This is a genomic window from Streptomyces rimosus subsp. rimosus, from assembly GCF_000720725.1.
Taxonomy (GTDB): domain Bacteria; phylum Actinomycetota; class Actinomycetes; order Streptomycetales; family Streptomycetaceae; genus Streptomyces; species Streptomyces rimosus_A.
On sequence record NZ_JOCQ01000006.1, the window covers coordinates 79,248 to 96,719 of the forward strand.

Annotated in this window: 17 protein-coding genes; 11 read left to right on the top strand and 6 right to left on the bottom strand. The window is 73.9% G+C overall.

Annotated features, from left to right (window positions below):
- Positions 1-106: 106 nt before the first annotated feature.
- From IH45_RS0104765 to IH45_RS0104780, 4 genes are all read left to right on the top strand, one after another.
- Positions 107-664: a DM13 domain-containing protein gene (locus tag IH45_RS0104765; protein ID WP_030661803.1), complete on the top strand. Its 558-nt coding sequence runs from the start codon at positions 107-109 to the stop codon at positions 662-664.
- A gap of 4 nt (positions 665-668) precedes the next feature.
- Complete coding sequence (locus IH45_RS0104770; RefSeq protein ID WP_078897247.1) at positions 669-1,505, top strand: winged helix-turn-helix domain-containing protein; 837 nt, start codon at positions 669-671, stop codon at positions 1,503-1,505.
- A 73-nt stretch (positions 1,506-1,578) separates the two neighbouring features.
- Complete coding sequence (locus tag IH45_RS0104775) at positions 1,579-2,703, top strand: sensor histidine kinase (RefSeq protein WP_030661806.1); 1,125 nt, start codon at positions 1,579-1,581, stop codon at positions 2,701-2,703.
- 105 nt (positions 2,704-2,808) lie between these two features.
- Positions 2,809-3,708, top strand: coding sequence for a phosphotransferase family protein (locus IH45_RS0104780; RefSeq protein ID WP_030661808.1), 900 nt, complete (start codon positions 2,809-2,811; stop codon positions 3,706-3,708).
- Here the strand turns inward: IH45_RS0104780 and IH45_RS01000000143170 are convergent.
- The 6 genes from IH45_RS01000000143170 to IH45_RS0104810 form a co-directional block, all read right to left on the bottom strand.
- Positions 3,705-4,382, bottom strand: coding sequence for a cytochrome b/b6 domain-containing protein (locus tag IH45_RS01000000143170; RefSeq protein ID WP_030661810.1), 678 nt, complete (start codon positions 4,380-4,382; stop codon positions 3,705-3,707). The genes IH45_RS0104780 and IH45_RS01000000143170 overlap by 4 nt on opposite strands.
- Positions 4,366-5,031, bottom strand: coding sequence for a molybdopterin-dependent oxidoreductase (locus tag IH45_RS0104790; protein WP_234440424.1), 666 nt, complete (start codon positions 5,029-5,031; stop codon positions 4,366-4,368). The genes IH45_RS01000000143170 and IH45_RS0104790 overlap by 17 nt, the downstream gene beginning before the upstream one ends.
- A gap of 244 nt (positions 5,032-5,275) precedes the next feature.
- On the bottom strand, positions 5,276-7,276 hold the full coding sequence (locus IH45_RS0104795; RefSeq protein WP_030661814.1) for a primary-amine oxidase: 2,001 nt from the start codon (positions 7,274-7,276) through the stop codon (positions 5,276-5,278).
- A gap of 27 nt (positions 7,277-7,303) precedes the next feature.
- Complete coding sequence (locus tag IH45_RS0104800; RefSeq protein WP_030661816.1) at positions 7,304-8,866, bottom strand: APC family permease; 1,563 nt, start codon at positions 8,864-8,866, stop codon at positions 7,304-7,306.
- A gap of 239 nt (positions 8,867-9,105) precedes the next feature.
- A complete protein-coding gene (locus IH45_RS0104805; RefSeq protein ID WP_030661819.1) occupies positions 9,106-10,059 on the bottom strand; it encodes a hypothetical protein in 954 nt (317 codons plus the stop codon).
- A gap of 339 nt (positions 10,060-10,398) precedes the next feature.
- On the bottom strand, positions 10,399-12,063 hold the full coding sequence (locus IH45_RS0104810; protein WP_030661822.1) for an FAD-binding dehydrogenase: 1,665 nt from the start codon (positions 12,061-12,063) through the stop codon (positions 10,399-10,401).
- Positions 12,064-12,283: 220 nt separating this feature from the next.
- Here IH45_RS0104810 and IH45_RS0104815 point away from each other — a divergent pair, with 220 nt between their 5' ends.
- From IH45_RS0104815 to IH45_RS0104845, 7 genes are all read left to right on the top strand, one after another.
- Positions 12,284-13,174: a DMT family transporter gene (locus IH45_RS0104815; RefSeq protein WP_030661825.1), complete on the top strand. Its 891-nt coding sequence runs from the start codon at positions 12,284-12,286 to the stop codon at positions 13,172-13,174.
- A 246-nt stretch (positions 13,175-13,420) separates the two neighbouring features.
- Positions 13,421-14,296: an MBL fold metallo-hydrolase gene (locus IH45_RS0104820; RefSeq protein ID WP_030661828.1), complete on the top strand. Its 876-nt coding sequence runs from the start codon at positions 13,421-13,423 to the stop codon at positions 14,294-14,296.
- Between the two features lie 118 nt (positions 14,297-14,414).
- On the top strand, positions 14,415-15,068 hold the full coding sequence (locus IH45_RS0104825; protein WP_030661831.1) for a TetR/AcrR family transcriptional regulator: 654 nt from the start codon (positions 14,415-14,417) through the stop codon (positions 15,066-15,068).
- A 78-nt stretch (positions 15,069-15,146) separates the two neighbouring features.
- Entirely contained in the window at positions 15,147-15,911 is a 765-nt protein-coding gene (locus tag IH45_RS0104830; protein ID WP_030661834.1) for a glucose 1-dehydrogenase, read from the top strand.
- Positions 15,912-15,967: 56 nt separating this feature from the next.
- On the top strand, positions 15,968-16,510 hold the full coding sequence (locus IH45_RS0104835) for an NUDIX hydrolase (RefSeq protein WP_030661837.1): 543 nt from the start codon (positions 15,968-15,970) through the stop codon (positions 16,508-16,510).
- A 50-nt stretch (positions 16,511-16,560) separates the two neighbouring features.
- The gene (locus IH45_RS0104840) at positions 16,561-16,971 is read left to right on the top strand and encodes a YidH family protein (RefSeq protein WP_030661839.1); all 411 of its coding nucleotides are present in this window, start codon (positions 16,561-16,563) and stop codon (positions 16,969-16,971) included.
- Positions 16,972-16,974: 3 nt separating this feature from the next.
- Positions 16,975-17,358, top strand: a complete 384-nt coding sequence (locus IH45_RS0104845; protein WP_078897249.1) for a DUF202 domain-containing protein — start codon at positions 16,975-16,977, stop codon at positions 17,356-17,358.
- The last annotated feature ends 114 nt before the right edge of the window (positions 17,359-17,472 follow it).

Consider the following 17,472-nt stretch of genomic DNA (forward strand, 5'->3'; position numbering starts at 1 on the left):
TCAGGCGGCGGCATTCTCCGGCGGCCCGTGCCTTGGAGGATTACCGGAGTCTTACGGACCTGGTCCAGGAAGCCCGGCCGCCCGCTCCACGCGCTTGGCTGGACGCATGGAACCCATCGCACCCCGCCGCTCCCCACTGCTGCGCCGCGCCGTCGTCGTCCCCGCCCTCCTCGTGGCCGTGGCCGTCGCGGCCGTCGCGCTCTACCTCTTCCAGCCGTGGAAGGCCCTGACGAACACCACGGTCGACGAGGCCGCACCGTCCGCCACCTCCTCCGCCATGGGGCAGATGCAGGACACGGACGGCATGAAGATGCCGACAGCCCGCGGCTCCTTCGTCTCCCACGAGCACCCCACCAGCGGCACCGCCCGCGCCCTGCGCCTCGCGGACGGCGGCCGGGTGGTGCGGCTGGAGGACCTCAAGACGTCCGAGGGACCGGACGTACGGGTGTATCTGTCGCACCGCGGCGCCGCCGACGCCGAGCACGGGCTCGGCGCGGGCGCCGTCGAGCTGGGCAAGCTCAAGGGCAACCTCGGCAATCAGAACTACGCCGTGCCGGCCGGCACCGACCCCGCCGCCTTCCGCAGCGTGGTGATCTGGTGCCACCGCTTCTCCGTCTCCTTCGGCGCCGCCGACCTCCCGGCGGCGGCCGCGATGGCACGCTGATCCCGTGAGCCGAACCTCCCCGCCCGCCGACCCGCCGCCCGGCCCGGTGCCCGCCGCACCGCCCCGGCGCATCCTCGTCGTCGAGGACGACCCGACCGTCGCCGAGGTCGTCACCGGCTATCTGACGCGCGCCGGGTATGTGACCGAGCACGTCGCCGACGGCTGGGCGGCCCTCGACCGGGCCGCGTCCTTCCGCCCGCACCTGGTGGTGCTGGACCTGATGCTGCCGGGCCTCGACGGTCTGGAGGTGTGCCGCAGGCTGCGCGGTACCCACGCCACCGCGCCCGACCCGGCCCCGGTCCCGGTCCCCGTCGTGATGCTCACCGCCCGCGGCGAGGCCCCGGACCGCATCCTGGGCCTGGAGCTGGGTGCGGACGACTACGTGACCAAGCCGTTCAGCCCCCGCGAACTGGTGCTGCGCATCGGGTCCGTACTGCGCCGCGCGGAGGCCGCCCCGCCGGCCGCCACCCCGGTCCCGCCCGTACGGGCCGGCGACCTGACCGCGGACCCCGTCGCGCGCCACGCCGTACGGGCGGGGCGCCCGCTGTCCCTGACCGCCCGCGAGTTCGACCTGCTGCTCTTCCTGATGCGCAACCCGGCGCGGGTGTTCGCCCGGGAGGACCTGCTGCACCAGGTCTGGGGCTGGGAGTTCGGCGACCTGTCCACCGTGACCGTGCACGTGCGGCGGCTGCGCGAGAAGATCGAGGACGATCCGGCGGCACCGCGACTGATCGTCACGGTGTGGGGCGCCGGGTACCGCTTCGACCCGGAGGGCGGCGCGGGCGACGGCCGTACGGCCTCGAACACCCCGCCCGCACCCACCGAAAACCCTCGCCCGTGAACCCATCCGAAGGCCCCGCCCATGAACCCTGCCGTAGGTCACCGCCCATGAACCCTGCCGAAGGCCCCCGCCCGTGAACGACTTCCTCGTCATCGTCGCGCTGGCCGCGCTCGGCGCCGTGGCGGCCGGGCTGCCGGCCGCCGCTGCCGTACGGGTGCTGCGCCGCCACTCCGTCGCGCTGTCGCTCTTCGCGGCGGGGGCGCTGGCGGTCGTCACCATGGCGGCCGGAACCGTCGCGGTGGCCCAGGCGATGTTCCTCTCGGCGCACGACCTGGGCGTGGTGATGGCCGTGGTCGCCGTCTCCGGGCTGGTGTCGCTGGCCGCCGCGCTGCTGTTCGGCCGCCGGATCGCCGCGGGCAGCCGGCAGCTGGCGGACGCGGCGCGTACGGTCGGCAGCGAGGGCGGGTTCGCCGCGCCCGCCGAGCCACCGACAGCTGAACTGGCCACGCTGGCCGAGGCGTTGGAGGAGACCAGTGCCCGGCTGGCACGGGCCAGGGAGCGCGAACGCGCGCTGGACACCGCCCGGCGCGACCTGATCGCGGGCATCTCCCACGACCTGCGCACACCGCTGGCGGGCCTGCGGGCGATGGCCGAGGCATTGGAGGACGGCGTGGTGCGGGGCGCGGACGCCGCCCGCTACCACGCCCGCATCCGGGTGGAGGTGGACCGGCTGGCCGGCATGGTCGACGACCTCTTCGAGCTCTCCCGCATCCAGGCGGGCGCGCTGACGCTGACGCCGTCCCGGGTGTCGGTGTACGACCTGGTGGACGACGCGCTCGCGGGCGCCCGGCCGCTGGCCGCCGCGGGCGGGGTGCGCCTGGTGGACGGCGGGGTGGCGGCCGTACCGGTCCGGGTGGACGCGCAGCAGATCACCCGGGTGCTGGGCAATCTGCTGGTCAACGCGATCCGGGCGACGCCGGACGGCGGCACGGTCGCGGTGGCGGCGCGGCGTGCCGACGGCCGGGTGGTGCTCGCGGTGGAGGACGGCTGCGGGGGCATCCCGGAGGCCGATCTGCCACGCGTCTTCGACACCGGCTGGCGCGGCGCCCCCGCCCGTACGCCGCGCGCGGACGGCGGGAGCGGCGCCGGGCTGGGCCTGGCGATCGTCCGCGGCATCGTCGAGGCACACGCGGGGCGGGCCACGGTGCGCAACACGGAGCGCGGCTGCCGGTTCGAGGTCGACCTCCCCGACGGGTGAACGTCGCGCGCGCGTACCCGTTGAACAGCGTATACGCGTACCCGTACGGCAGTACCGGCCTGCCGTCACCCCACCGCGGCCCCGCCCTGCGGCATGATGGCGATCATGATGGAGGAACACCTGCCGGACGCGGCAGAAGTGGCCCGACTGGTCCAGGACGTCGTGCCCGGAGTGCACGCCGCGGACATCCGGCCCATCGGTGAAGGCGGCGACCACGCGTCCTGGTGGGTGGGCCCGGACCATGTGGCGCGGTGCGCGCTCGACTCCGGCGGGTCGGAGCGCCTGCGCCGGGAGCTTGCGCTGCGCGAGCTGATCGGGGACCGGCTCGGTGTGCCCGTACCGCAGAGCGTCGCGAACGGGAACTGGGCGCGTGGGCGCGCGTTCACCCTCGACACCCGGCTGGACGGGGTCTCCGCCGAGCAGCGCCCGGTCCCGGCGGCGGGCGAGGACGATCTCGCGCGGCTGCTCGTCGGGCTGGCGCAGGTGCCCGTGGCGGACGCCGAGGCGCTGGGCGTACCGCCGGAGGCGCCGCGCAATATGCCCGGCCTGCTGCGGCGGGCTTCGGCGGCGGCGGAAGCGGTGGCGGCGCGCGGTGAGTTCGACACCGCGTGGCTGCCGAGGCTGCGCGTACGAGAGGCGGAGGAGGCGACGGCGCCCGCCAGCCTGGTGCACAACGACCTCAAGGGCGAGCACCTGCTCGTGGCCGGGGACGGCCGGATCAGCGGCGTACTGGACTGGACGGACGCGGTGACCGGCGACGCCGCCGAGGACGTCGCCGGGCTCGCGATCTCGGTCGGTGCCGTGGCGGCCGTACGTATCGCGACCGCCGCCGGATTCGACCGCGGCGCGTGCGCCCGCGCGCTGCAACTGGCCCGCTGCGACACGCTGACGCTCCTCTCCGACCGGCTCAGCGGCCAGGACGACAGCCCGCTGCCGCTGCTGCGTACACAGCTGCGGCGTGCGTGGGAGCCGACTGCCCTGGACGGGCCGGGACAGCACTCCTAGCGCGCGCGGCGGTCCAGGCCCTCTGCTTCCTCCTCCGGTGCCCACAACGGATGCTCCCGCCGTGCCCATGCCGCGTCGACGGCTCCGGTCCGCATGCCCCGGCGTGCTTCGGGGTCGCCGTACGCCCGCCATACGTGGCCCGCGATGACGACGATGACCGCCAGCGCCAGCCAGTCGTGGACGAAGGTCGCGCCGGTGCGCCAGAGCAGTGGGGCGAGGTGGGTGAACCACATCAGCAGGCCCGTACCGGCCATGACCAGGACCGCGCCTGCCAGCCAGGCGGCGTAGAGCTTCTGGCCCGCGTTGAATTTGCCCGCCGGCCGGTCGGACCCGCGACGCAGCGCGGAACGCAGCCAGCGGCGGTCGTGCGGCCCGTACCTGTTGAGGCGGGTCAGGTCGGCGCGCAGCGCGCGCGAGGCCAGGCCGAGCAGCAGCGGTACGGGCAGCAGCAGGCCGGACCACTCATGGACGGTGACCATGAGCGCCCGTCGGCCGACGAGTTGGGCGAGGAGCGGGACGTAGAGGCAGCCCGCGGTCAGCACGCAGACGGCCATGAGGGTGGCGGTGGCGCGGTGCACCCAGCGCTGGGCGGGCGTGAAGCGGCGTACGCGCGCGCTTGCCGCCCGTACCGGTGCCTGTGCCCAACCGGCTGCGCGCTCAGACGGTCGGCGCATCGTCGCGTCCGTTCGAGCGGCCGACCCACGCGTCCACGTCGTAGCCGCGCTCTTCCCAGTACCCCGGCTCGACCCGCTCGGTGACGGTGATGCCGGAGAGCCACTTCGCCGATTTGTAGAAGTACATCGGCGCGGCGTACAGCCGCACCGGCCCGCCGTGCGCGTGCGGCAGCGGCTTGTCCTGCATGGTGAGAGCGATCAGCACATCGTCGCGGCGGGCCTGTTCGAGCGTGAGGCTTTCGCTGTACGCGCCGTCGAAGCAGGTGAAGCGGACAGCCTTCGCCCCGGGCCGTACCCCTGCCGCGTCCAGGAGGCGGCGCAGGCGTACGCCGGTGAAGGGCGTGTCCGGGACCCGCCAGCCGGTCACGCACTGCACGTCGCGCACCAGGCGCGTCTGCGGCAGCGCGCGCAGGTCGGACAGGCGGTACGTGGTGGGGCGTTCGACCAGGCCGCCCACCGTGAGGCGGTAGGTGCGGGCGTCCTTGGCCGGTACGGAGGCGGTCACCGAGTAGTAGCGGAAGCCGCCGCTCGCCGGGAGCAGTCCGGTCAGGCCGGTGGGGTCGTTCCGCGCGGCGGCGCCGAGCGTGTTGTCGTACGCCTGTTGCAGGTACGGCGCCGTGGCGATGCCCGCGACGCCGGTGACGAGCATGCCGAGCACCAGGCGGCGGCCGACGGGGGTGCCGTGTCCGTCGGCCCCCGGCCCGGTGCGGTGCCGGGCGGTGCGGTGCCCGGCGATGGGCGCGCTGTCGTGCGCAGGCGCACGGTCATGCGCAGACGCGTGATCGTTCGGAGGTGTGTTGTCGTGCGGGGTCACGCCTCGATTCGAGCACCCCGCCGGGGGCCCGGCCAGCCTTCCGGACGGGACGTCAGGCTTTCGTCATCTTTCGCGGCCGTCACCCTTCCTGGGCGTGGCAGTGCCCTTCCCGCCCTCCCCCGCCGCTCTCGCGCGGCAGGTCCAGCGTCGGGTTCCGGTCGAAGAAGCCGGTCGGCCGGAGGGTGAAGCCGCAGCGGTCGACCGGCATGACCGGCCAGTCCTCCAGGCGCGGCAGGTGGGTCGGCCCGAAGCAGTGCCAGAGCGTGAGGGCGGTGTTCTCCAGGGACTCGCCGGGGCGCGACCACGCGGTGACGCCCGCGCCGCCGGGGTGCTGGTTGGGGTAGTCGCCGTCCGGGAAGCGGCGGTCGGGGGTGCTGCGGGTGATCCACAGGTGCTTGGTGGCGTAGGCGGCCCGGGCGGCGACCGGGGAGTCCGGCCGGGCGAGCAGGGTGGGGCCGGACGGCTGCGGGGTCAGGGTGTACGCGACGGGCCGGCCGGTCCGGTTGCGGGCGGACGGGTTGGTGATCCGCCAGCGGCGCCCGGCGGCCGGGTCGGCCAGGCGTCCCGCCTCGCCGGAGTCGGTGACGGGGGTGGCGCGGACGGTGAAGGCGTTGCCGTTGGGGTTGTCCGGGCCCATGGGGAGCGGAACGACATCGACCTCCTCCACCGTGTTCGCGTGGCCGTCCACCGCCGGGTCCAGCCGGGCGCAGAACAGGTGCTGGTGGTACGGCGCCTGGAGGCCGGGGGCGACCTCCGTGGCGTACGGGGAGACCGTGCCCGGTGCGGACGCCGAGGTCTGCACCACACCGGTCGACTTGACCTCGAACTCGATGCCGCCGTCCTGGTAAAGGTACCAGTAGAAGCCGTAGTCGTAGTTGCTGAGCGTGACGATGTACGAGACGACCAGACGGCGGGAGCGGCGGCTCTCGGCAGCGAAATCGTGGAACATGTCGGTGTGCTTCCACAGGAGGCCGTGGTCTTCCTCGTGGATGCAGATGGCGTTGGGCAGCGTCCGCGGCACGCCGTGGTCGTCGGGGACGACGGCGTCCACGTACACGATCTCGCCGAGGCAGTCGCAGCCCAGCCGCAGCGCGTTGGCGTTGCGGCCGAGGGTGTACTCGCCGACGTCCAGGTAGCAGATCCAGTTGCGGTCCGCGCCGTGATCGGCGTACGGAACGGCCATCTCGGCGAGCGAGGCGCGGTGCAGCACGGGCCGTACGCGGTCGCCGTCCCGGACGGAGACCTCGTGCAGGACCAGGCCCTCGCGGGCGTTGAAGTCCAGCCGCAGCGACCAGTTCTGCCAAGAGAGGCGGTGTCCGTCCAGGGCGAAGGAGGGGCCGTCGGGCTGGCTGATCTCCAGTGCTCTGAGGTCGGTGCGCGCCGGGCCGTTGAACCCGGCCTCGTAGCGCCCGCATTCGGCGGGGACCGGTACCGCGCCGGTGTCCACCAGCCGTACGACCCGCCGCTCGGTCAGGTCCACGTCGACGACCAGGCCGCCCACGGGGTGCGCGAACGGGTTGTCGGTGGCCTCGCAGCGCAGGAACGTCAGCGAGCGCAGCATGCGGCGCCCGGTCTCCTCGGCGCGGCCGAGGTTGCCGACGGCGAGCTGGGTGCAGACGGCGAGCCCGGTGTCGGTGATGCCGCGCTCGGCCATGGCCTTGCGCCAGCCCGGGTCGGCCTTGACGATCGCGTCGCAGCGCTCGTACTCCTCGAAGAGGACGGGCGGCTGGCCGTCCGCCGCCGGGTCGAGGCCGCGGTGCGCGAGCAGCGTGCCGGCTGTTACGTCGACGACCGCCTCGGTACTGGCGCCCGTCGCGGTGTCCAGCAAGGTGACGCGCAGCCGGCGGACGACCGGGGCGCCGGGGCGGTGCGCGGTGACGGTGCGCCGGTCCGGCTCGTCCAGCAGGACGAGGGGGAAGCGGGTGGTGGCGCCCACCAGCCCCGCGTCGCTCAGGATCCCGCGGGCGGCGGTGATCTCGTCGGCGGTGAGCGGGTCCAGCGGGTGCGGGGCGGATGCGGGCGTTCCCGGGGCGGTGGACGCTCTGCCCGCGTCCCGCGGGTCCATGGCGCTGCGTGCCATCGGTCAGCTCTCCTCACGCGGCGTCGGCTAGGACGGCACACTCGCCGCCTTCTCCAACTGGAACGACTCGTTCCCCAGGCCGATACGGGCGTGCGTCCCAGGGCGCCGGGCGCGCAGCACCCGCCCGTGGACCAGTCCGACGACGGCCGCCAGGCCGATGACGCCGGGCAGCACCCAGCCCAGCGCCGAGCCCTCGGCGCTGACCAGCACATCGAAGTCCTTGACCGCGTAGACCAGCACGGTCAGCAGGCCGAGCGCGGCCAGCCCGGCGGCCAGCAGCCGGCCCGCCTGCGCCCGGCCCGCGCCGCGCCGTACGAAGAAGGCGATGACGGCCACGGACGCGGTCGCCATCAGCACGATCACGCCGAGCGCGCCCACGTTGCCGCCCCAGGTGAACAGCTTCAGCACCGGGGTGGTGGGGTCGCCGGCGGGCGTCCGGTCGGTGAGTGCGAAGACACCCACCACCGCGAACGAGACGACCGACTGGAGCAGTGAGCCGAGCGCGGGCGCTCCGCTGGATTTGGCGGTGCGGCCGAGGGGGGCGGGCAGCAGGCCCTCGCGGCCCATGGCGAAGGCGTAGCGGGCCACCACGTTGTGGAAGCTGAGCATCGAGGCGAAGATGCCGGTCACGAAGAACACGTGCAGGATGTCGGCGAACGTGCCGCCGAGCCGGGTCCCGGCGAGGGCGAAGATCAGGTTGGGGCCCTCCTTGCCGGCCGTGGCCACGACGTGGTCCGGGCCGGTGGCCACGCCGATCAGCCAGGAGCTGAGCGCGAAGAAGACCGCGACGAAGCCGACGGCCAGGAACATCACCCGGGCCACCACCGTCTGCGGGCGGCTGGTCTCCTCGGCGTAGACGGGGGCCTGTTCGAAGCCGACGAACGCGGCGACGGCGAAGCACAGCGCGGTGCCCAGGCCCGCGCCGCCGAGCGTGGCCGGGTCGAAGGCGTGCAGCGACAGGCCCTGCGGTCCGGGCCGCGCGGCGAAGGCGATGTCGACGACGACGATCAGGACGACCTCGACGGCGAGCAGCACGCCCAGCACCTTGGCGTTCAGGTCGATCTTCAGCGCGCCGAGCACGCCGATGACCAGGACGCCGAGCAGGGCGGGCACCCACCAGGCGACGCTGACGCCCAGATGCTTGCCGAGCAGCCCGGACACCTCGAAGCCGAAGATCCCGTAGATGCCGAACTGCAGGGCGCTGTAGGCGGCGAGGGCGACGAAGGAGGCGCCGGCGCCGACCGTGCCGCCGAGGCCGCGCGCGATGTACGCGTAGAAGGCGCCGGCGTTGTGGACGTGCCGGCTCATCTCCGCGTAGCCGACGCTGAACAGCGTCATCACCACGCCCAGGATGACGAACAGCAGCGGCTGCCCGACGATGCCCATGACCTGGTACGTGGTGACCATGACACCGGCGACCACCATGAGGGGCGCGCTGGCGGCCAGCACGGACAGCAGCAGGCCGGGCGTGCCGATGCGGCCGGCGCGCAGGGCCCGTTCCTGGCCCTTGAACGTGCTGATCTCCCCGGGGCCGCCCGGCCTGCCGGTCCGTCCAGGGTCGCCCGTGTTTCCCGTACTGCTCGTCAGCATGGCGCGGTGGTGTCCTTTCCGTGGAGCGCGGGCGGGATGCGCTGCGTGCGGGGCGTGCGTCGTGCTTGGCGCGTGGTGCGGGGCGTGCAGAGTGGTGCCGTACGTGGTGCGGCTACGTGGTGCGGTGCGCGCCGTGTGGTGCTTACGGCGGTGATGCGGGTGCTGCGTGCGTGGCGCGTGGTGCGGCGTACGTCGTACGGGCGCCGGAGCGGCCGGGAACGGCAGCCGGGCGCCGGGGGTCAAGCGGTGTTGAAGGCGGTGTCGCGGGCGGCTTTGAAGGCCTTCCGGGCGTCCCGGTCCGGGTAGGACCACGGCGCGGCGGTGACGTGCGGGCCGATGCGGTGGAAGAGCGCGGCGGCCTCGGCCATCCTTCCCTCGTGGTACTTGGCGTGGGCGAGGAAGTTGAGATCCACCTTGCGGCGCGGGTGGCCCTCGCCCTCCCACTCCAGCCACCAGTCGAAGGCCGCCTTCATGACCTGGCGCGCGCGGCGGGTGGACCAGTGCCCGGAGGCCGCGGGGTCCGCCGGTTCGAGTCCGGCGGCGGCCAGCGCGCGGTAGCGCTCCGCGTGTGCCACGACGGGGAGGATCGCCAGCGGCGAGTCGGCCGGGGCCTGTTCGGCGGCCCAGTACGCGAAGTCGTAGACCTGGTGCAGCGGATCGGCGGCGCCGCCCTGCTGCTGCTCGGCCAGGCAGGCGGCCATCAGGTGGTGGGCGTGGTGGTGGTCCGGATGCCGGGCGCGCACCTGGTCGAAGGCGTGCTCGCGTTCGTCGGGGGTGCCGGTGCGGCGGGCGAGGATCAGCATGCCCAGCCACGGCGTCGGATCGCGGGGGGCCATGGCGGCGGCGAGGCGGCAGGCTTCGAGCGCGGCGTCCGCGCTGCTCTTGCCGCGCAGCGCCTGGAAGACGAGGGCGCAGGCCAGCAGGGCCGCCGCGTCGGCGCTGTCGGGTTCGGCGAGCCGCCAGTCCCCGGCCCAGGCGGCGCTGGCCGGGCCTTCGGCGAGCACCACCAGCCGGTGGCCGCGCAGGTCCCAGTCCGTTCCGGTGTCGGCGAGCAGCGTCCGTACCCGGACCCAGCGGCCGTGCGCCAAGGCGTCAACCGAGGCGGCGAGTTCGGTGTCGTCCAGGGCCGGGTCGAGCACCGGCGCGTCCTTGCGGCGGGAGCGGCCCAGGGGCGGGGGTGGCGGAGGGGGCACTAGCAGGAACACTCCACGACGCGCTTCACCTCCGGACGCGCCGCTTCCGGACGCGCATGTGCAGAATCGGTGGACTGATCGACACCGATTGGTCACGCACAGCAAAGCGGCAGGCACAGCCGTGCGTCAAGGCTGTGCCGGGAATGGCCGGAAAGCCAACTGCCTTGCCCGTCAGCACACTTGTCAACAAGCGCTGGACCGGCAGCGGCGCGGCGGAATGTGACCGGCCGGTAGCCGCATGGCTCCCGCGGCCGGCAACCCGCTCGGCCCCGCGGTCGGCAACCCGATCCGCCCCGCGACCGGCCCGCGCCCGGCGCCCCACGCTCAGCTCCCCCGCGCTCACCCCACCGCCTTGGCCGCCGCCCGTCCCGCCGTACGCCCCGAGAAGATGCAGCCGCCCAGGAAGGTGCCCTCCAGCGACCGGTAGCCGTGTACGCCCCCGCCGCCGAAGCCCGCCGCCTCCCCGGCCGCGTACACGCCGGGCAGGGCCTCGCCGCTCTCGGTCAGCACCCGCGAGGACAGGTCCGTCTCCAGGCCGCCGAGCGTCTTGCGGGTGAGGATGCTCAGCCGTACGGCGATCAGCGGACCGGCCTCGGGGTCCAGCAGCCGGTGCGGCGGCGCCGTGCGGATCAGCCGGTCGCCCAGGTATTTGCGGGCGCCGCGCATGGCGGTGACCTGGGCGTCCTTCGTGAAGGAGTTGGTGATCTCACGGTCCCGCGCCACGATTTCGCGGCGCAGCGCGGCCTCGTCGAGCAGCGGCTCCTTGGTCAGCTGGTTCATCCGCCGTACGAGATCGCCGAGCGAGCGCTCGACGATGAAGTCCGCGCCGCGGTCCATGAACGCCTGGACCGGGCCCGGGGCGCCGGGCAGCGCCCGCCCGATCACGTCCCGGACGCTGCGCCCGGTCAGGTCCGGGTTCTGCTCGGAACCGGACAGCGTGAACTCCTTCTCGATGATCTTCCGGGTGAGCACGAACCAGGTGTGGTCATGGCCGGTGCGCATGATGTGTTCGAGGGTGCCGAGGGTGTCGAAGCCGGGGAAGAGCGGCACCGGCAGCCGCTTGCCGTGCGCGTCCAGCCACAGCGGGGACGGCCCGGACAGGATGCGGATGCCGTGCCGCGGCCAGATCGGGTCCCAGTTGTCGATGCCCTCGGTGTAGTGCCACATGCGGTCCCGGTTGATGATCCGGCCGCCGGCCGCCTCCGCGACGCCCAGCATCAGGCCGTCCACGTGGGCGGGCACCCCGGACAGCATCCGCTCCGGCGGCCGGCCCAGCCGCTCGGGCCAGTTGGCGCGCACCAGGTCGTGGTTGCCGCCGATGCCGCCGGAAGTGACGATCACCGCCTGGGCGCGCAGCTCGAAGGCGCCGCCGACCTCCCTGCTGCTGGGCGTGCCGCGCTCGGCGTCCGACGGCTCCAGGACGTCCCCGGTGACGGTGTCCACGGCGCCCGCGCTGCGCGCCAGGCCGGTGACGCGGTGCCGGAAGCGCAGCTCCACCAGACCGCGCGCCACCCCGGCCCGCACCCGCCGTACGAACGGCTCGACCAGGCCGGGGCCGGTGCCCCAGGTGATGTGGAAGCGGGGTACGGAGTTGCCGTGGCCGGTCGCCTCGTAGCCCCCGCGCTCGGCCCAGCCGACCACCGGGAAGAACCGTACGCCCTGCCGGTGCAGCCAGGCCCGCTTCTCGCCCGCCGCGAAGTCCACGTACGCCTCGGCCCACTTGCGCGGCCAGTGGTCCTCCGGGCGGTCGAAGCCTGCCGCGCCGAGCCAGTCCTGCCAGGCCAGCTCGTGGCTGTCGCGGATGCGCAGCCGCCGCTGCTCGGGCGAGTCGACGAGGAAGAGGCCGCCGAAGGACCAGTGCGCCTGGCCGCCGAGACCGCTCGCCGGCTCCTGCTCCAGGAGGATCACCTTGCGGCCGGCCTCGGCCAGCTCCGCGGTGGCCGCGAGACCCGCCAGCCCCGCTCCGATCACGATCACATCAGCGTCGTAGGCGTTGTAGGCCATGTCTGCCCGTCTTCTCTGCTCGCCGCGGCACCGGAGGGCCCGGCCGCCGTCGTGGCTACCGATCCTCAGCGCGTCCGTACGGCACGTCAACCGCGTGTTCGGGTGTCGCCCGCGCGGGTACCCGGGGGTGCCCGGTGCCCCCGGGCGGGCGGCGGACCGCCGTACGGCTCGCTATCCTCGGCCAAGTCCCCGCCTTCCCCGCCGACTTGAGGTGCGTGACGTGACGGTGTTCCTGCTGGCCGTGAGCGCGGCCTGCTGCCTGGGGTCCGGATTCGTCCTCCAGCAGGGCGCGGCCCAGCGGGCCCCGATGCAGGACTTCCTCTCCCTGCGGCTGCTGCTCGACCTCGCCCGGATGCCGCGCTGGCTGGCCGGCATCGGCTTCATGGTGGCTGGCATGGCGCTGGGCGCGGCGGCCCTGGCCGAGGGCGAGGTCACCCTCGTCGAACCGCTGCTGGCCACGAACCTGCTGTTCGCGATGGCCCTGTCCCGGCGCCTCACCCGGCAGCGGCTGGGCCGCCGGGGCTGGGGCGGCCTGTGGCTGCTGGCGGGCGGCGTGACGGCGTTCATCGTGGCCGGCGAGCCGCACGGCGGCCGGAGCCCGGCCGGTCCGCTGCGGCACTGGCTGGTCATGGGCGCGGTCCTCGGTCTCGCGCTGCTGCTGGCGGCCTGCGCCAGGCGGGCGCGGATGAGCCGGGAGGCGGCACTGCTGGGCATCGCGGCCGGTCTGCTGTACGGCCTCCAGGACGCCCTGACCCGGATCAGCGGCGAGCGGTTCGGGCGCGGCGGCTGGGCGGCGCTGCTCACCGGCTGGGAACCGTACGCGGTGCTGGCGCTGGGCGTCATCGCGCTCGTACTGGTCCAGAGCGCCTTCGAGACGGCGCCCCTGCGGATGTCGCTGCCCGCTCTGACGGCGGCCCAGCCGCTGGCGGGCATCGTCTGCGGAGTCGGCTTCCTGGGCGACCGGCTGAACCTGACCACCGACGCGCTCGCGTGGGAGGCGGCCGGACTGGCGGCGGTCGTGACCGGCATCGTCCTGATCGGCGGCCATCCGGCGATGCCGGCGGGGGTGGCCGGACGGCCGGAGCGGGTGCCGGTGGTGCGGGTGGGGTGAGGTTTGGTGGGTGGGGAAGGCTTGGCGGGTGGGGAAGGCTTGGCGGGTGGGTACGGAGTGGCCGCCCGGCGGGTGTGCGCACCGGCGCGGTTGTCATGCTCACGACACGAGATCCCATACCGCGAGAGATACCCCTTGACCAGCAGAAACAAGACCCGGCACCCCTTCCCCTTCCGCAGCTCGACGCGCTTACCTCTTCGTAGTCGCACGAATCCCGTACGAGCCGCCCGAAGAGTGAGGCATGCCATGAACGACGCCTGGTACGTCGACGACCGCTGCACCAACTGCGATGTCGCCCGGCAGCTCACCCCGGAGCTGATCGCCGAGGCCGGGGGACGCTCCGAAATCGTCCGGCAGCCGCGCGACGCGGTGGAGGAACGGCTGCTGCACGCCGCCGCGTTCGCCTGCCCCACCCGCTCCATCCGGCGCCCGGACCGTCGGCTGGACCCGCGCCTCGATCCGTTCCCGATGCGGCTCGGCGACACCGACGTGCTGCTGTGCGGGCACAACTCGCAGCACACCGCCGGGGCCAACTCCTACCTCCTGCGACGTCCCGGCGGCACGCAGCTGATGGTGGACACACCACGCTGGAGCGAACCGCTGGCCGCCCGGTACGAGGCACTGGGGCCGGTCACCGATGTCCTGCTCACCCACCGGGACCACGCGGCTCACGGCCGCCGGTACGCCGACCGGTTCGGGGCCCGGCTGTGGATCCACGAAGGCGACCTGGACGCCGCGCCGGACGCCGACCGCGTGCTGCGCGGCACGGAGAGCGCGGAGATCGCCGACGGCGTGTACGCCCATCCGCTCCCCGGCCACACCCGGGGCAGCGTGCTCTACGTCGCCGACGAGCGGTACTGCTTCAGCGGGGACAGCTTCTACTGGTCGCGCACGACCGGCGACATCGAAGTGGCGGACAGCGTCACCTGGTACTCCATCGAGGAGCTGGCCGCTTCCCTGGCCCGTACCGCCGTCGGGCTGCGCTTCGAGTGGCTGCTGCCGGGCCACGGCGACCGTACGCACCTGCCCGCCGCCGACATGGCCGAGCGCGTACGGCGGCTGGCCGAGCGCACCCGGGAACTGCGCCCACGGCCGGTGGACTTCACGGCGGTGCGCTGGTGAGCCGGACCGGAACCCCACCGGAGCACCACCGACGCCGGATCGGAGCCGGATCGGACGGACCGGAGCCGGATCCGGCGGCCCCTCGACGCCTAATAATGTCCAGCATTAGAGTGCCCGCATGGCGAGAGCGACGGGGGCCGGCACCCGGGAGAAGCTGCTGCGCGCCGCGGAGGAGGTCTTCGCGGCGCACGGTGTGGACGGGGCGCAGACGCGGGACATCGTGCGGCTGGCCGGGCAGAGCAACCCGTCGGCCGTGCAGTACCACTTCGGTTCGCGGGCCGGTCTGCTGGACGCCGTGATGGCCGGGCGGCTGGCCCGTACGGAGGCGGTGCTCGCACCCGCGCTGGCGGCGGTGGAGGCGCGGTCCGGCGCCGCCGGTCCCGGACTCCGCGCCCTGATCGGCGTGCTGATCACCGCCGAGGCGACCCAGCTGCGCGACGACCGGGGCCGCCGCTGCCTGCGCGTATCCGCCCAGTTGACCCACGAGAGCGGCGTCCGCACCCGCACCCCGCACCCGACGCTGGCGGGCACCGCGACCTGGCGGCTGATCGGCCTGGCGGAGGACGCGCTCGCCGCCGCGGCCCTGCCCGAGGCGCTGCGCCTGGAGCGGATCGATCTGGCGCTGACGCTGATCGGCGCGGCGCTGGCCGACCGGGCGCGGCAGCACCTGGACGGCGTCCGGCCGCTGACGTACGAGGAGTTGTTCCTCGCCGACCTCATCGGCACCACGGAGGCGTTCCTGCTGGCCCCGCCCGCGGCCCCGCATCCGTGAACGGTCCCGTACTCACTCCCCGGATTCACTCCCCGCACTCCACTTTCCGCGCCCCACTCCCCCAGGCAAGGAGCCGACATGCCCGACCTGCACGGCAAGAACATCATCATCACCGGCGGCGCGCGCGGCCTGGGGGCCGCTGCCGCCGAGCACGCGGTCGCGGCCGGCGCACACGTCGTCCTCACCGATGTCCTGGCGGACGAAGGCCGGGCCACGGCCGAACGGCTCGGCGAGCGGGCCCGGTTCCTCGTGCACGACGTGACCTCGGAGGACGACTGGCAGCGGGCCGCGGACTTCACGGCCGAGACGTTCGGCGGCATCGACGGCCTGGTCAACAACGCGGGCATAGCCACCGGTCAGCCGCTGGACTCGGTCTCCGTGGACTTCTTCCGCAAGGTCCTCGACGTGAATCTGACCGGTGTCTTCATCGGCATGAAGACCGTGATCCCGGCGATGCGCGAGCGCGGCGCGGGCTCGATCGTGAACATCTCCTCGGCGGCGGGCCTGATGGGCCTGGCGCTGACCGGCGGTTACGGCGCCTCCAAGTGGGGCGTACGCGGCCTGACGAAGATCGGCGCGGTGGAGCTGGGCGCGGAACGGATCCGGGTGAACTCGGTACACCCCGGTATGACCCACACCCCCATGACCGCGCCGACCGGCATCGAGAAGGGCGAGGGGAAGTACCCCGGCACGCCGATGGGGCGGGTCGGCGAGGCCGAGGAGGTCGCGGGGGCCGTGGTGTTCCTGCTGTCCGACGCGGCGTCCTACGTCACCGGGGCCGAACTGGCGGTGGACGGCGGCTGGACCGCCGGGCCGACCGTACGCCAGGTCATGGGACGGTGACACGCGCCGCCCGGCCCACCACCGCCGCGGCCCCGGCGAACTGATTGCATGGGGCCATGGACCCACAGCAACCACTGAACGCGGACGAGATCGTCGACATCGTCAACGAGAGCGACGAGGTCGTGGGGCAGGCCCGGCGCGGCGATGCCTACGCCCACCGGCTGCGCACCCGCTGCACGTTCATCCTCGCCCGGGACGCCGAGGACCGGATCTTCGTGCACCGCCGCACCCCGCAGAAGCTGGTCTTCCCCTCGCACTACGACATGTTCGTCGGCGGCGTGGTCGGCGCGGGCGAGACGTACGACGGGACGGCGCTGCGCGAGGCGGAGGAGGAGCTGGGCGTGAGCGGCCTGCCGCAGCCGGTCCCGCTGTTCAAGTTCCTGTACGAGACGCCCGAGCACACCTGGTGGTCGGCGGTCTACGAGGTGCGCTGCACGCTGCCCGTACAGCCGCAGGAGTCGGAGGTGGCCTGGCATGCCTTCCTCACCGACGCGGAGCTGGAACAGCGCATTCCGCAGTGGGAGTGGACGCCGGACGGCATGGCCGCCTACGAGCGGCTGCTGGAGTGGCGGGAGAGGCGGGCGGGGCGGGAGGGGTAGACGCGGCGGGAAGCGCGGCTGTCGGCGCGGCAGCGCGTAGGGTTCTGGCCATGATCCTCACCGACAGACTGCGGTCGATCGGCGCGGGCGTCCGGCTGTGGTTCACGCCCGCGCGCGTCCGCGAGGAGGGCACGACCCCCGACTACCGCTTCTCGCTCGCCAACGAACGGACCTTCCTGGCCTGGCTGCGGACCGGGCTGGCGCTGGTGGGCGGCGGGTTCGCGGTGGACCAGTTCCTGCCCCGGCTGCACGATGTGCTGCGGGTGACCTTCACCGTCGTCCTGCTGGTGGGCGGCGCGCTGTGCGCGGTGCGGGCGGTCAACCACTGGGTGCGCTGCGAGCGGGCGATGCGGCGCGGCGAGGATCTGCCCGCTTCCCGCTTCCCGGCCGTACTGGCGGTCGCCGTGGGCCTGCTGGCGGCGGCGATGGTGGTGCTGGTCGCCGTCGGCTGGACGCGCTGACCGATGGCCGGTTCGCCGCGTCGTGACGAGCCGTCTCGTGACCAGCCGCGTCGTGACCAGCCGTGTCCCGACCAGCCGTGTCCGGGCCGGGACCCGGGTCTGCAGCCGGAGCGCACCCGGCTCGCCTGGCGCCGCACCACCCTGTCCTGCACGGCGGTCGCGATCCTCGCGGGCCGCCAGGTGGTGCAGCACCACGCCCCGGGCCCGGTGGTGGTCGTGGCGGTCGCGCTGGTGCTGCTGGTGTGGATCGCGTTCATGGCGGCGGCGCACGTACGGATGCGGGCGATGTGCGACAGCCGGCCGCCGGTCCTGTCCGCCCGTACGGCCCTGGCTTTGGTGGCCTGCACCTGCGCACTGGCGGCGCTCGGCGCGGCGATCCTCGTGTGAGGCCGACCGGTCCGAGACGGACCGGCCCTTTCCGGCCGGGTGACCCACATCCCGGACTCACCCCCTGGACGCCATACCGACTAGTCGGCATGATCGTACCGGCCCGGTTGCCCG

Coding starts and splice junctions, on each gene's coding strand:
- IH45_RS0104765 (WP_030661803.1), top strand. CDS start 107: ATGGAACCCATCGCACCCCGCCGCTCCCCACTGCTGCGCCGCGCCGTC.
- IH45_RS0104780 (WP_030661808.1), top strand. CDS start 2,809: ATGATGGAGGAACACCTGCCGGACGCGGCAGAAGTGGCCCGACTGGTC.
- IH45_RS01000000143170 (WP_030661810.1), bottom strand. CDS start 4,382: ATGCGCCGACCGTCTGAGCGCGCAGCCGGTTGGGCACAGGCACCGGTA.
- IH45_RS0104790 (WP_234440424.1), bottom strand. CDS start 5,031: ATGCTCGTCACCGGCGTCGCGGGCATCGCCACGGCGCCGTACCTGCAA.
- IH45_RS0104795 (WP_030661814.1), bottom strand. CDS start 7,276: ATGGCACGCAGCGCCATGGACCCGCGGGACGCGGGCAGAGCGTCCACC.
- IH45_RS0104800 (WP_030661816.1), bottom strand. CDS start 8,866: ATGCTGACGAGCAGTACGGGAAACACGGGCGACCCTGGACGGACCGGC.
- IH45_RS0104810 (WP_030661822.1), bottom strand. CDS start 12,063: ATGGCCTACAACGCCTACGACGCTGATGTGATCGTGATCGGAGCGGGG.
- IH45_RS0104820 (WP_030661828.1), top strand. CDS start 13,421: ATGAACGACGCCTGGTACGTCGACGACCGCTGCACCAACTGCGATGTC.
- IH45_RS0104825 (WP_030661831.1), top strand. CDS start 14,415: ATGGCGAGAGCGACGGGGGCCGGCACCCGGGAGAAGCTGCTGCGCGCC.
- IH45_RS0104830 (WP_030661834.1), top strand. CDS start 15,147: ATGCCCGACCTGCACGGCAAGAACATCATCATCACCGGCGGCGCGCGC.
- IH45_RS0104835 (WP_030661837.1), top strand. CDS start 15,968: ATGGACCCACAGCAACCACTGAACGCGGACGAGATCGTCGACATCGTC.
- IH45_RS0104840 (WP_030661839.1), top strand. CDS start 16,561: ATGATCCTCACCGACAGACTGCGGTCGATCGGCGCGGGCGTCCGGCTG.
- IH45_RS0104845 (WP_078897249.1), top strand. CDS start 16,975: ATGGCCGGTTCGCCGCGTCGTGACGAGCCGTCTCGTGACCAGCCGCGT.